We start from the raw sequence: 14,042 nt of genomic DNA, 5'->3' as shown, positions 1-14,042 counted from the left end.
GAGCCGCTGAGTGAGGCGCGTGAAGTAGGTGGCGACGTCGAGTTCTCGCTCTCCATCCGACCCCGTCGTGCCCTCGGGTACATCATAGAGCAGTATGAAATCGAGATCGGAGGTCAGCGTCATCTCCCGGCTGGCCATCTTGCCGAAACCGAGCAGTCCAACCTGCGCGCCGGGGACCGACCCGTGCCGTTGCGCAAAATTTTCGCGCACAGCAGCAAACAGCCGGGCCAGCAGTGTTTCGGCCAGTGCCGTAAACTGGCGGCCCGCCTGTTGCGCCGACAACGCGCCGCCCACAAGGCCCGCAGCGATGAGAAACTTCTGTTCCTGCCCGATGATGCGCGCCCGGTCGATCAGATCCTCGAAGCTGCGGGCTTCGCTCAGAAAGGCATCGACGCTGGCCACCAGGTTTTCCGAGGTTACAATATCGCCGGCAAAGGACGGATCGATCAGCCCGTCCACCACATGGGCCCGATGGATCACAGCCTCGGCCAGCCTCGGCGCCGAGGACATGAAATCGAGCAGCAACTGGCGCAGATGGGCGTGATTGCGCAGCAGCGCAAACATCTGCACGCCCGCCGGAAGCCGGGTCAGGAAATCGTTGAACCGGGTAAAGGCGATATCGGCGTTGCCACTATCGGCAAAGGTCTTGAGCAGCCCGGGGATCAACTCGGTCAGATGCTCGCGCGCCTTTGAGGCGCGGGTTGCCGCATAGCCCCCATAATGCCATTTGCGAATGGTGGCCGAAACGGCAGCGGGATTGGCGAACCCCAGATTTGCGAGGGTTTCGAGCGTATCCGGGTCATCGTCCGAACCGGTAAACACCAGATTGCCCAGATCTCCCGAAAGGCTCTCGCCCTCGGAAAACAGCTCGGCGTAATAATCAGAAACCCGGGCCAGAGCGGCGCGATAGTCGGCCTCGAACGCCTCGCGGGTCGCGCAGCCCATTAGCAGCGCGATCTGCGCGACGCCCTCTTCGGTCTCGGGCATCACATGGGTTTGTTCGTCGCGCAGCATCTGGAGCCGGTTTTCCACGGCCCTCAGGAACCAGTAGGTTTGCTCAAGATCCTTTGCCGCCTCGGGGCTGATCCATTTACCCTCGACCAGCGCCGCCAGCGCCTCTACCGTTGGCCGGATACGCAGGGCGGGATCGCGCCCACCGGCGATCAATTGCTGGGTCTGGACGAAAAACTCGATCTCGCGGATACCGCCGCGCCCCAGCTTGACGTTATGGCCCAGCACACGCTGTTCACCCACCTTGCGGTGAATGTTGATCTGGCGCTTCATGGCCTGAATATCGGCGATCATCGCGAAGTCGAGATGTTTGCGCCAGATGAAGGGCGCGAGTTCCTTTAAAAACTGATTGCCCACTCCGATGTCGCCGGCGCAGGGCCGCGCCTTGATCCAGGCCGCCCGTTCCCAGTTCTGGCCGCGCGATTCATAATAGCCCAGCGCTGCATCGAACGATATCGCCACCGGGGTCGAGCCCGGGTCGGGGCGCAGGCGCACGTCGGTGCGGAACACATATCCATCGGCCGTTCGGTCCTGCATGATGGACACCAGCCGGCGGATGATCCGGACATAGAATTTGTTGTGATCGGCGTCCTCGGGCAGCACCGCCACCATCGGATCGTAGAACGCGACAATGTCGATATCGGAGGAATAGTTGAGCTCCTGCCCGCCATGCTTGCCGAGTGCAAAGATCGCAAGACCCGAATTGGCGGCGCTGGCCTGTTCGACTCCCTGGGCCAGCTTGCCCTCGCGCGCGGCCTCGTCCATCAGGAAATCGAGCGTTGCCTCCAGGGCTGCGTCCGCAAGATCTGACATGCAGCGCGTGGTTTCCCGTGATGTCCAGACACCGCCGATTTCGGCCACCGCCGACAGCAGTGCCCCGCGCGCCTTGCCGACCCGCAGCCGCTTTGCCAGTTCGGCCTCGGTCTCACAGGAGCCCGCCGAAATCATCTCGGCGATCACCCTGGAAAAAGCCGATTGGGGTTCATCCTGCAGGGCCTCGGCGAACCATTGGGCATGCTGGACTGCGAGGTCGCGCAGATAGGGGGCGGTCGCAAAGATCGGGCCCAGAGTGGCCGCAGCGGTTTCAAACGCTGCACGCTCACTCTCGCCCAGTGTCTCGGTCACATCGTCCGGCAGCGCCATGTTTTCGGGCGCTGCATCGAGTGCACGCAATCGCGGCCCCAGTGCCGTCATGGCAGAACCACTCTAGCCTGCGGGAAAGGTAATGACAGCCCTGGCACCGGGCGCATTGTCCTCAAAGCGGATATCGCCCCTGTGCAACCGCACAACCGCCGAGACAAGCGCAAGTCCCAGCCCGGCCCCCGGTTCGGTACGACTGGTTTCCAGCCGCGCGAAGCGTTCAAAGACCCGTGCACGATCGGCCTCGGGTATGCCCGGCCCCCGGTCAGCAACTTCAATGATGATCCTCCCCGCTTCGCGGCGGGCGGAAATCGATATGCCGCCGCCTTCGGTGCTCTGACCGTACTTTATGGCATTTTCGACAAGATTTACAAGGGCTTGACCGATGAGTTCGCGATTTGCGTCAAGCGTGATTCCAGGAGTGATGGCGGTTTGCAGCGTGATCCCGGCGTCCTCGGCCACCGGGGTGTAGAGTTCGGCCACATCGGCCACCACTTCACTCAGGTCGATATCGGAAAACGCCCCGGTCGAGGTCCCCGCCTCGGCCCGGGCAATGAGCAGCAGCGCGTTGAAGGTGCGAATGAGCTGGTCGGATTCGGCGATGGAGGTTTCGAGCGCCACCCGCCGCGCTTCGGGATCGGGATTGCGCAACGCCGCCTCGGCCTTGTTGCGCAGCCGGGTCAATGGGGTCTTGAGGTCGTGGGCCACATTGTCGGTCACTTCCTTGAGCCCGGCCATCAGCCGCTCGATGCGTTCGAGCATGGCGTTGAGGCTGGTGGCCACCGCGTCGAATTCGTCATTGCGGCCGGTCACCGGCACGCGCTCGGACAGATTGCCCGACATGATCTTGTTGGAGGTGTCGGTAATGGCGTCGATGCGGCGCAGCACGTAGCGTGCGGTCAGTCCGCCTGCCAAAACCGACAGCACCACGATGCCGATAACGCCGCCGAAAAAGGTCCGCAGGATGATGGCGTTAAAGCCGCGCCGCTCGCCGACGTCGCGGCCGATAATCAGCCGCAGCCCGTTGGGCAGTTCAAGCGATTCCACCATGGCCGTTCCGCTTGTGGGCACGGAGTCCTCCGGCCCGCCGTAGATTTCCCGGCCGCGCTCGTAATTGAGTTCGTAGCGTCCGGGTTCGGCGAGGACAATGGCGGGAAAGTCGGTGACGTTACCGGCGATCATGACGCCGGTGGGGTCGCCGAGATAATAGATTCCCGGTCCAGGTCTGTCGGCCAGCCTTTGGACGGCGAAGGCGACGGCCCGCACGCCCGACTGGTTGGCGAGCAGGCGAATCTGGGCAATTTCGCGTTCGACATCGCGCAATTGCTCGCGCTGGATCTGGATAGCGCTCTGATAGGCGATCAGGCCCAGAAGGACGATGGCAAAGCCCACAAAAATCGCGATGAACATCGCCGTGAGCCGGACCGTCGTGGTCCGCCACAAGGAGCGCAGACGAAACGGTCTGGGCGTCGCGTCAGTCACGGATCATGTACCCCGCGCCGCGCACGGTCTGGAGCAGCTGGCGCTGATGGCCCTTGTCCACCTTGCCGCGCAGGCGCGACATATGCACGTCGATCACATTGGTCTGGGGGTCGAAGTGATAATCCCAGACATTTTCGAGCAGCATGGTGCGGGTGACGACGCGCCCTGCATTTTTCATGAGATATTCGAGGAGGCGAAATTCGCGGGGCTGCAGAATTATGGTTTCCCCTGCCCGCTCGACCTTGCGCGATAGCCGATCGAGGGTCAGATCGCCCACCTGATAGGATGTCGCGGCCTCGCTTGGGGCAGAGCGGCGCGCCATGACCTCGATACGGGCCAGAAGTTCGGAAAAGGCGTAGGGCTTGACCAGATAATCGTCACCACCAGCGCGCAGTCCGGTGACCCGGTCATCGACCTCGCCAAGAGCCGAGAGGATGAGAACGGGGGTGTTGTCGTCTTCGGCCCGCAACGATTCGATGATCGAAAGGCCATCGCGGCGCGGCAGCATGCGGTCGACGATCAGCACGTCATATTCCATGCCCGAAGCCATGGCGTAGCCGGTCTCGCCATCGCTGGCATGATGGGTAACATGACCGCATTCATCGAGCGCCTGAATGAGATAGGTGGCCGCTTCGCGGTCGTCTTCGATGAGCAGTATTTTCACTCTTGGCGCCCCCGCAAAAGGAGGGCCGGCCCGAGTCCCGGGCCGGCCCAAATGGGTCTTATTCCTCTGCGCTAAGAGGCACGCCGACAAAGCGGACCACCCCATCGCGGCTGATGCGGAGCGAGATCGCCGACTTGCCTTGTTCGGTGGCTGCGTCGATTGCCGCGACAAAATCGTCGGGGGTCGACACAACGCCGCCATTGGCCTGCTCGATGACATCACCGCGGATGATGCCGCTGTTGGCTGCCAACGAGTCCGGCTCGACCGACGCAACGACGATTCCGTCACCCTCGGGGTTGGCCATCACGGAAAGACCGATCTCCGAACCCGTGGCCTGGGGTTCTTCAGGCTCTGGCTGTTCGGCAGACGCAGGGGCTTCGGGCTCTTCATCCTCAAGACGGTCGAGACTAACCGAGATGTCGATTTCCTCGCCGTTGCGAATGATGCCGAGTTCGACAGTGGAACCTGGCGAGCGCTGCGAAATGACACGCGAAAGATCGCGACCCGATTCGACACCCTCACCATCGACCGAAACGATGACGTCACCGGACTGAACGCCGGCGTCACTGGCCGGAGCGCCTTCGATCGGCTGAGTGACCAGAGCACCATTGGTGTTGGCGAGACCCAACGCATCGGAAAGATCCTGATTGAGATCCTGCAGCGACACGCCAAGGAACCCGCGCGTTACAACACCGTCCTCACGCAACTGCGAGATCACATCGGTCGCAACCGAGGCGGGAATGGCGAACGCAATACCCACATTGCCACCGGACGGTGAGAAGATCGCGGTGTTGACGCCGACCACTTCTCCTTGGGTGTTGAACGAGGGACCGCCCGAGTTGCCGCGGTTCACGGCAGCGTCGATCTGCAGGAAGTCGTCATAGGCCGATGCGTTGATGTCCCGGCCACGCGCCGAAACGATACCCGCCGTCACCGTTCCACCGAGTCCGAAGGGATTGCCCACCGCGACGACCCAGTCGCCAACGCGGGCCTCATCGGCGGAAAATTCGACATAGGGCAGATCGTCCCGGTCGTCCTGGACCTTGAGCAGGGCCAGATCGGTTCGCGGATCGGTGCCAACGATATCGACAGCCAGTTCGGTATCATCCTCGAGCAGCACCGTCACTTCGGTCGCATCCTGCACGACGTGGTTGTTGGTCACGATGTAGCCGTCGGCCGAGATGATGAAGCCTGAGCCAACGGCCTGCATGAAATCACGCGGGCGGTTGGGCCGCTCCGGATTTGGCGCATTGAAGGGCTCTTCGAACTGGTCGAAGAACCGGCGCAGGGGGTGGTCTTCGGGCAGATCCGGGAACTCGAACTCGAAGTTGGGGCCACGCTGGATCTGCTGAACGGGAACCTCGGCGCTGACCTGCACGGAAACGACGGCCGGCGAAACCGACTCGACCAGATCGGCGAAGCCGCTCATCGGGGGCGACCCCACATCGGTTCCAACCTGTTGGGCAATTGCGGGCTGGGTGTTCACGAAGCCGGCGCCAAGCGTACCTGCCGCGACAGTCATTGCCATTGCAGATGCGGCGATCCACTTGCGCTTCGGGGTAGAAAGCATGTTGGACATGTTGGAAAGATCCTCTCAGTTACAGACAGTTTGTTTCTGCTGCTGGCGTCTATGTAATACGCGCGGGCTTTCCGCACAGTTGCACGCGAATTAAATCTTGGTAATGGAGCGGGCCGAATTGTGGCCGGACGACCCCGCCGATAGGGCGGCTCTAGCCCCAGACCGCCTGTCGCAGCATTTCGAGCGCCATCAGGGTCAGAATGATCTTGAACCCTCGGCGGAATGTAACCTCGGATACCCGATCCAGGATGCGGCTGCCCAAGATGGTTCCAGCAAAGCCGGTCAGGATCATGGCCAGCACCACGGGCAGATATTGCGCAAATGCAAACCCGAAAAATGTGAAGGTTGCGACCTTGGCAATGTTGTTGAGCGTCATCAGGCTTGCCTGAGTGGCGATCAACTGACGGCGATCATCGAGCTTGCGCAGAAAATTGGCAACAAGGGGCCCTACCGCCCCAACGAACATGCCGACCCCACCGATGATCGTACCCGCGGCGAAATTTGCAATCGGCCCACGTCCGGTCACACGTGGTTGGGGCACCCAGACGCAATAGAGGATGAACAGCCCGATCACCCCCTGAAACAGGGCCTCGGGGATCGATACGGCGACGCTGCCGCCCAGAACGATGCCCAGCACGCTGCCCGCCCCGAACCAGGCCATCAGATGCCACTGGATATGGGCACGCTGGATAATGGCGCGGCCGCCATTGGATCCAAGCTGGACGAGCCCATGGACTGGAATCACCACAGCGGGCGGAAACACCAGTCCCAACGTTGCCAACATGGCGATCCCGCCGCCCAGAGAGAACATCGCGGTTATCATCGATGTGATGAAGCTGACGGCGATCAGCGCCAGCGCTATGGGCAAGGACAGGCCATCGGGCAAGAGCTGAACGGCGTCGAAATTCATATGGCAGGCTCCCTGCCCTTTGATGGCAGAGCCCGCGCGCAAGAACAAGCGCGCTGGTTGGCCGGATTTCCGCGCTGTGGGAAAACGTGCGCCTCAGCTCTTGCGGAGCCTTTCGAGGGCGCTTTCCTCTTCCGCAGAGAGCCCCGATTTGCCCGTGACCGTCTTGCGGCGGCGGATGGCCCATATGGCCAGACCGATCATCCCGCCCCCCAGCAGAATTGGTGTGGCGACCCACAGGATGATCGTGTGCCCGGCAAAAACCGGATTGAGCAGCACGAACTCGCCGTAGCGCGCCACGACGAAATCATAGACTTCCGTGTCTGTGTCGCCCGCCACCAGCCGCTCGCGCACCAGCAGCCGCAGGTCGCGGGCCAGTTCGGCGTCGGAATCGTCAATCGACTGGTTTTGGCACACAAGGCAGCGCAGATTGCCCGAAATCGAGCGCGCCCGCTGTTCGAGCACGGGATTGTCGAGCACTTCGTCGGGCTGTACGGCGCCGGCTGTCATCGGCACCAAGAGCGCCAGCAGCGTGGCCAGGGCAAGGACGAAACGCTTCACTGCCCCGCCTCCGCCGGCTTGGCTTTGGCCCTGGCAGGTGCGCCGATCCGCATGCGCCGGTCGCTCAGCGAGAGGAACCCGGCTCCCGCCATCAGGACGGCGCCCAGCCAGATCAGCAGTACGAACGGCTTGTGCCAGAGGCGCACGACCCTACCGTCATCGCCGAAACGCTCGCCAAATTGCACATACATCTGGCTGAACCCGTAAGTCGCAATCCCCGCCTCGGTGGTTGGCGTGCCGCTGACCGCATAAACGCGGCGCTCGGAGGTCAATTGCCGGTCACCGCCCCAGGGTGCATCGATCCCGAACGTGCCCTGATCGGCGGTGAAGTTAGGCCCCTCAAAATGGGCCTCACCCTCATAGGTGATCGAATAGCCCGCGATCTCGACGGTTTCCCCGGCCTGCATCGACGTGACGGTTTCGGTTTGGAACGCCGTGGCGCAGACAATGCCGATCACCGACACGCCAACGCCGAAATGGGCGATGGAGGTGGACCATGCAGTCTTGGGCAGGCCCTTGAGTCGCTGCCAGCTTTGCGCCCACTTTACCTTGCCGATCGCGGCACGTTCGGCCAGTTCGGCGATGGCGCCGACCATGACCCAGATGCCGATGCCGAGCCCGATGGGCGCGAGTGAAATCGGAAAGCCCAGAAAGCCGAAGACCACGAGGGTCAGAACCAGCGTTACGATAATCGCGCCAAAGAGCCGCTGGCCCACGGCAACCAGATCCCCCCTCTTCCAGGCGAGGAACGGGCCAAACGGGATCAGCAGCAGCAGCGGCACCATCAGCGCGCCGAATGTCAGATCGAAGAAAGGCGCTCCGACTGTGATGCGCGCGCCTGTCAGGCCTTCGAGGACCAGCGGATAGAGCGTGCCGATCAGAACGCCCGCCGTGGCCGCCGAGAGAAACAGATTGTTCAAAATCAGCGCGCCCTCGCGGCTGATCGGTGCAAACAGGCCGCCATGGCGCAGCGTGGACGCGCGCAGGGCAAACAACGAGAAGGCCCCGCCGATAAACGCCGCGAGCATGGCAAGGATTATGATTCCGCGCGTTGGGTCCGAGGCAAACGAATGCACCGAGGTCAGGATCCCCGAACGCACCAGGAACGTGCCAAGCAGGCTGAGCGAGAATGTGATGATGGCAAGAAAGATCGTCCAGATCTTGAGCGCATTGCGCTTTTCCATGACGACGGCCGAATGAAGCAGCGCGGTGCCGGCCAGCCAGGGCATGAAGCTGGCGTTTTCCACCGGATCCCAGAACCACCAGCCGCCCCAGCCCAGTTCGTAATAGGCCCAATACGAACCCATGGCGATCCCGAGCGTCAGGAACGACCAGCTTGCCAGCGTCCATGGCCGCACCCAGCGCGCCCAGGCTGCATCGATCCGCCCCGATACCAACGCAGCCACAGCAAAGGAAAAGCAGATCGAAAAACCCACATAGCCCAGATAGAGCAGCGGAGGATGGATGGCGAGGCCGATGTCCTGGAGGACCGGATTGAGTTCGGTTCCGTTGAACGGCGCCGGATCGAGCCGCCAGAACGGGTTAGATGTGAACAGTACGAACCCCGAAAACGCGGCGACCATCAACCCCTGATTGGAAAGCACCAGCGTCTTGAGCTCGTTGGGCAGGTTGCGCCCGAACGCGGCCACCGCCGCCCCGAACAGGGTCAGGATGACCACAAAGAGCAGCATGGAGCCTTCGTGGTTTCCCCAGGTGGAGGTGATCTTGTAAAGCATGGGCTGGAGCGAATGGGAGTGCTCGACCACCAGCCGCACCGAAAAATCGTCGACGGCAAACGCCGAAAGCAGTGCGGCAAAGGCCAACCCGACCAGCGCGAACTGCAATATAGCCGCCTGGGAAACGAACCGTTGCGCCAACTCGCTCTGCCGCCAGAAGGCAAAGCCCGCTCCCGCCTGTACGATGGCCAGAACGAAGGCCAGAACGAAGGCAAAATGTCCCAGTTCGATCGTCACGCTGCGCTATCCTTCCTCGCCCTGCCAGACGCCTTGCGCGCGCAGCGAATCGGCGACCTCACGGGGCATGTAGGTTTCGTCATGCTTGGCGAGCACATTGGTCGCCAGAAATGTGCCATCGGGCTGCACGCTGCCCTCGGCCACCACGCCCTGTCCCTCGCGAAACAGGTCGGGCAGGATGCCGGTATAGCGCGCTGTCATCTCTCCGGCCCCGTCATGGACGACGAACACATTGTTTTCCCCATCCTGTTGCCAGCTGTCCTCGAGCACAAGCCCCCCCAGCCGGATGGGCGTGCCGGGTGAAATTCCCGCTTCGGCGATCTCGGTGGGTGAATAGAAAAACACGATCTGATCGCGCAGGGCCGTCAGGATCAGGCCCGCCGCCAGGGCGAGAACGACACCGAGGCCGGCAATGACGCCGAGACGTTTCTGTTTGCGTGTCCAGGCCATCGCCTTACTCCATCAATCCGGTTTCGCGCCCGAAATCTTCCAGCGCCAGTCTTTCCTGCCCCGAAAGTGCGGCAAGACCGCGTTCGAGATCGGCGCGTGCCGCTTGTTCGCCATCGAGTTCGATGCGCGAGCGGACCAATTGTATCCACTCGGCCGCGCTGCCGCCTTCATCGTATAGCCGCGCGGCGAGCCCATCGACCATGCCGCGGATCATCACATCCATTGTGGCATCCGGCTCGCTGTCGCCAAGCGTTCCGCTTTCAAGCCCGGCCTGTGCGGCCACCAGCCCCGAGCGCGCCGTGTCGATCCAGGCTTCCTCGCCCGTCGCAAGACCGAGCAATTGGTTCCAGAGCGCCACGGCCTCCTCATATTGGCCCGTTTGGGTCAATTGGCCAGCCAGATAAAAACGCGAACGGACATGGATCGGATCGGCTTCGACCGCGCTGCGCAAGAGCGTCATCGCTTCGGCGTCGGCCACCCCGTCATTGCCCAGTATCAAGGCCTCGGCCAGGTTGGTTTCACGGTCTGCCGTGGGCGGTTCGAGCGCGAGGACGCGTCGCCAGGCATTGGCTGCTTCGGCAAAGCGTCCCTGTTCCATATAGATCGGCGCCAGAACCAGCCAGCCGCGCACATCGTCGGGCGTCTGCTCCATCTGCGCTTCGACAGTGGCAACGGCCGCCTCGATATCGCTGGCCGATATCTGGGCTGGCTGCTCGCGTTCGGCCAACGGCAGGGCCGGCAGGTCGGCCCGCCCGATCCAGGCGTAAAGCCCCAGACTGGCCACGGCGACAACCGGCAGGGCCGCCAGCATTACTGCCCGTCCGCTGAACCCGCCCTTTTTGCCTCCGGCTTCCTTTTCCTGAGCCATCACTTCACGCGCCAGTTCGGCCCTGGCCGCTGTCGCTTCATCGGCCGAAAGCCGGCCGGCGGTCAGATCGCGCTCGATCCCATCGAGCTGATGGCGGAAAAAGGCTCGCGCCGCATCGGGGCTTTCGCCCGTGGGTTCGGAGCGCGGTGCACCGCGCAGCCCGGCGCCAAGCACACCCAGGCATGCCAGAACCAGCAATATCGCGAAAATCCAGAACAAGTGTGAGACTAACCCTTGAAAACCAATGAGATGCCGTTTCTATAGGCCAAATTCGCGCAGATTGCAGTCGGCGATTGGCGCGCGCTTTGCCGCACCGCAGAGTAAGGGCCGGACGGGACGGACATGACCGAGCAAGTCAAAACCATTGCCGTGGTCGGCGCCTCCCCGTTTGCGTGGCTTCTAGCAGGGCTTTTGGCTTCTGACCATTCACGAGCAATTGTGCTGCTCAGCCCGCCGCCCAATCCCTACGCCCTGCGCGCCCTGCCCTCGCTTTCGCTCGCCCCGGTGACACGCCCGCAAACCTGGTCGATGCTTCTCGGTCACGCACGGCCCGCAGTGCGGCGCCTGTCGCGCATCGTACCCACAATCGGCGAGCGTATCGACGTTCGCATGTTCGCCCGATCCGCCGAGGCGTCCACGGCGTTGAGCCATATGCGCCATATCGCCGACGGATTTGGCTATCCCGCCGATCCGGTTGAAAAGACACCCCTCGGCACAAGCGTCGGACTGCGCGATGTCCGGATGATCGATGCCGGTGCGCTCCACGCTGTCGCGCCGTCGTGGCTCACCGCGGCCAATGTCGCCGTGCTCAATTCCATGGACGGCCTCAAGATCAGACGCGATGGCAGCGCGCGGTTTGGCACGACGGCGATCGATCAGGTGATTCTGGCCGATGACGATGCAATCGTTCAATGGCTGGACCCCGATGAAATCGGCACCTTCGCCCGCCTCGAGACCTGGACCGGCGTCGAAACCGCTCCCCAAAGGCATGCGCGCTACCGGGCAGGGTTCAATCTCGATACCGGAGCGGTCTTTGCCCAGGCAAGCGACGGCATCGTTCGCGCCGCGGCGCGCAATGACGATGGAAAGGCGCTGACCCGCATTGCCGATTGCCTGACGCTGAACCCTGCGCCGCGACTTGCCGCCCAATCGGGATTTACGCGGCTGTGTTCCCATGATGGCGCCCCGGTTCTCGGCCCCACGCGCCGTGGCAAACTGTTTGTCGTCGCCGGGCTCGGCGTACTCGATCTGGTCCTTGCGCCTCTGGTCGCCGGCATCATTTCGGAGCGGGCAAGCGGGCTCGAGGTGGAATGGGCAGCGGCGCATGGCGCCGACCTGCGCCAGCCCCGGCGTGAAGTCGCCGAATTTCATCCCGGGCGCCTTGCCGGGGGCGCCCCATGAGCGAAAGCGCACGCCTCGGCGGCACCCTGCCGCCCGAATTTTCGCGACCGGTCATCGATCGCACCCGCCCCGTGCGGTTCCGGCTGAACGGGCGCGCGTTTGCCGGCTTTGAAGGCGACACCGTCTTCACCGCGCTTCTTGCCAACGGCGTTCACACCGCCGGGAAGTTTGGAGCCGATAGTGTCGCGCTCGACGCATACACCGCTCCCCCCATCGCTTTGGAAGGCAACGAAGGCCGGCCCGATCTCGCCATGCCCATGACGATCTGCCCGGCCGTCAATGGCGCGTCCCTGGTCTCGGTCGGCCCCGTCCCGGCCGTTACAAACACGCTGGCGGCGCGGCTGCTGCCCCGACGCAAGGATACGCTGGGCCTGGTCTACAAGACCGGTGCGGCTGAGCCGGGCGGATGGATCGACAGCGCAGCGACCCGCACAATCTGGGCCGATGTTGCAATCGTGGGGGGCGGTGTTGCCGGGCTCTCGGCAGCCCTTGCCGCCGCCCGCAAGGGTCTGCGCGTCTGTCTTGTCGAAAAGGAAACAACGCTTGGCGGCCTGTCGGAATTTTTCGGTAAGGCCGAGGGCGAGCCGGACCCCGAGGATACGATAAGCCAGCTGGCCAGCCAGATTGGAGAATCGGGTCTGATTACCCTGCTGCTCGGCACCCTGGCCTTCGATCTTTCCGGCAAGTCGATCCGGGCCATTCGCGTCCTTAGGACCGGTGCCCTTCCCCAGCCCGAGCATCTCTCGATAGCAGCCGATACCATCGTTCTGGCCACCGGAATGGTTGGCCGCATGCCGATCTTTTCTGGCAACAGGCTGGCTGGCGTGGACGAGGCGAGTGCCGCCTGGCGGCTGGCAGCGCGCCACAACATATGGCCGGGCACCAGCGCGCATATCCATTCAACCACCAATGCGGGCTACCGCATGGCGCTGCTCGGCGCGGCGAGCGGCAAATCGATCGCCCGCACCAGCGATCCGCGCATCGATCCGCAGACCCGGTTCATCGAATTCTGCAAGGCCTATGGTTATCGGCTCGGCTGGGGCATGACAATCGAATCGGCGGTGCCGGCCCGGCGCGCCGGGCTTGCCATCCATCTGGCCAATGCGGAAAACGGAGCCCCGGCCGACGACGCCATTTCTTGCGACCGCCTGATCGTTTCTGGCGGCTGGCAGCCCGATCTCGATCTATGGCTCAAGGCGTCCGGGCCGGTGAGATGGGATGGCAAGGCACAGACGCTCGTCCCGCATGGCCCGCTCGACGGCGTGGTTCTTGCTGGCAGCGTTGCCGGTTATCTCAGCCTTGCCGGCTGCATCGCGCACGGCAAGGCGGCGCTGCAAACAGCCCTTGATGGCCAGGATCGCCCTGTCGACGATCCGCGCATCGACCCGGTTTTCGATACTCCTGATGGGCCGTTGCTCGTTTCGCGCCCCGGCCAGCCCAATACCGCCGCCGCCTTTATTGCTCCGGGCGCCTCAGGCGCACTGTCCGCTCCGGCGGCGCGCGGCTGGGCCCGGCTCGCTGGTCCACAGCAAAACCATGCCAGCGCCGCCCTTGCCGGGCCACTCGGTCCGCTGGAGGTTGTGGGAGAAATCGTCGCCCAGCGCCTCGATCCCGCTTTGGCACCGGCGCTGTGCGCCGAACGCTGTATCCTGCCACGCACACTGCACAGATCGGCAGATAACGCGCCTTTTTCAGCCCATGTCCCCGGGGGCATCCCGCTCTTTCTCGAACACCGCTTCGGTGCCGACCAGGTCCAATGGCTCGTCATCGTCGGCCAACCGCGGCACTTCGATCCGGGATGTCTGGTTTTCGCCAACACGGACCATCGCTCACCACTCGAGGCGATTGGCGTGGTGCTCGCCGATGAGGGGGACAGGCTTCGTGTGTTGCTCGCCAACATGGCGATGACCCCGGGCGCCACCGTTTATATCCGGGACGGGCTCACCGTTCTTGCAGCCCGTCTCGAACGGACGGTCTAGAGCCGTTCAGGATTTGATTGGATCAAA

At 63.2% G+C, this 14,042-nt stretch carries 11 protein-coding genes; 2 read left to right on the top strand and 9 right to left on the bottom strand.

Annotated features, from left to right (window positions below; genetic code table 11):
* The 9 genes from AACZ55_RS11820 to ccmI form a co-directional block, all read right to left on the bottom strand.
* Positions 1–2,205 (bottom strand): bifunctional [glutamine synthetase] adenylyltransferase/[glutamine synthetase]-adenylyl-L-tyrosine phosphorylase (locus tag AACZ55_RS11820; RefSeq protein ID WP_339646305.1); only part of this gene is annotated, 2,205 nt, incomplete at its 3' end.
* 12 nt (positions 2,206–2,217) lie between these two features.
* Positions 2,218–3,633 (bottom strand): HAMP domain-containing sensor histidine kinase, encoded by a 1,416-nt coding sequence (locus AACZ55_RS11815; RefSeq protein WP_339646304.1) that lies wholly within the window; start codon positions 3,631–3,633, stop codon positions 2,218–2,220.
* On the bottom strand, positions 3,626–4,297 hold the full coding sequence (locus tag AACZ55_RS11810) for a response regulator transcription factor (protein WP_338607347.1): 672 nt from the start codon (positions 4,295–4,297) through the stop codon (positions 3,626–3,628). Before AACZ55_RS11810 ends, AACZ55_RS11815 begins: the two co-directional genes overlap by 8 nt.
* Before the next feature lie 58 nt (positions 4,298–4,355).
* Positions 4,356–5,876: a Do family serine endopeptidase gene (locus AACZ55_RS11805; RefSeq protein WP_338607348.1), complete on the bottom strand. Its 1,521-nt coding sequence runs from the start codon at positions 5,874–5,876 to the stop codon at positions 4,356–4,358.
* A 151-nt stretch (positions 5,877–6,027) separates the two neighbouring features.
* Complete coding sequence (locus tag AACZ55_RS11800) at positions 6,028–6,786, bottom strand: sulfite exporter TauE/SafE family protein (protein WP_339646301.1); 759 nt, start codon at positions 6,784–6,786, stop codon at positions 6,028–6,030.
* Between the two features lie 93 nt (positions 6,787–6,879).
* Positions 6,880–7,344 (bottom strand): cytochrome c-type biogenesis protein, encoded by a 465-nt coding sequence (locus AACZ55_RS11795; protein WP_339646299.1) that lies wholly within the window; start codon positions 7,342–7,344, stop codon positions 6,880–6,882.
* The gene (locus tag AACZ55_RS11790; RefSeq protein ID WP_339646297.1) at positions 7,341–9,317 is read right to left on the bottom strand and encodes a heme lyase CcmF/NrfE family subunit; all 1,977 of its coding nucleotides are present in this window, start codon (positions 9,315–9,317) and stop codon (positions 7,341–7,343) included. Before AACZ55_RS11790 ends, AACZ55_RS11795 begins: the two co-directional genes overlap by 4 nt.
* A 6-nt stretch (positions 9,318–9,323) precedes the next feature.
* Positions 9,324–9,767, bottom strand: a complete 444-nt coding sequence (gene ccmE / locus AACZ55_RS11785) for a cytochrome c maturation protein CcmE (RefSeq protein WP_338607351.1) — start codon at positions 9,765–9,767, stop codon at positions 9,324–9,326.
* A 4-nt stretch (positions 9,768–9,771) separates the two neighbouring features.
* On the bottom strand, positions 9,772–10,854 hold the full coding sequence (gene ccmI / locus AACZ55_RS11780; protein ID WP_339646295.1) for a c-type cytochrome biogenesis protein CcmI: 1,083 nt from the start codon (positions 10,852–10,854) through the stop codon (positions 9,772–9,774).
* A gap of 123 nt (positions 10,855–10,977) precedes the next feature.
* Here ccmI and AACZ55_RS11775 point away from each other — a divergent pair, with 123 nt between their 5' ends.
* Complete coding sequence (locus AACZ55_RS11775; RefSeq protein WP_339646293.1) at positions 10,978–12,036, top strand: hypothetical protein; 1,059 nt, start codon at positions 10,978–10,980, stop codon at positions 12,034–12,036.
* A complete protein-coding gene (locus AACZ55_RS11770; protein ID WP_339646291.1) occupies positions 12,033–14,015 on the top strand; it encodes an FAD-dependent oxidoreductase in 1,983 nt (660 codons plus the stop codon). Before AACZ55_RS11775 ends, AACZ55_RS11770 begins: the two co-directional genes overlap by 4 nt.
* Positions 14,016–14,042 lie beyond the last annotated feature (27 nt).

Source organism: uncultured Pelagibacterium sp. (assembly GCF_963972885.1).
GTDB lineage: Bacteria > Pseudomonadota > Alphaproteobacteria > Rhizobiales > Devosiaceae > Pelagibacterium > Pelagibacterium nitratireducens.
This window is presented reverse-complemented; position numbering and strand designations above follow the sequence as displayed.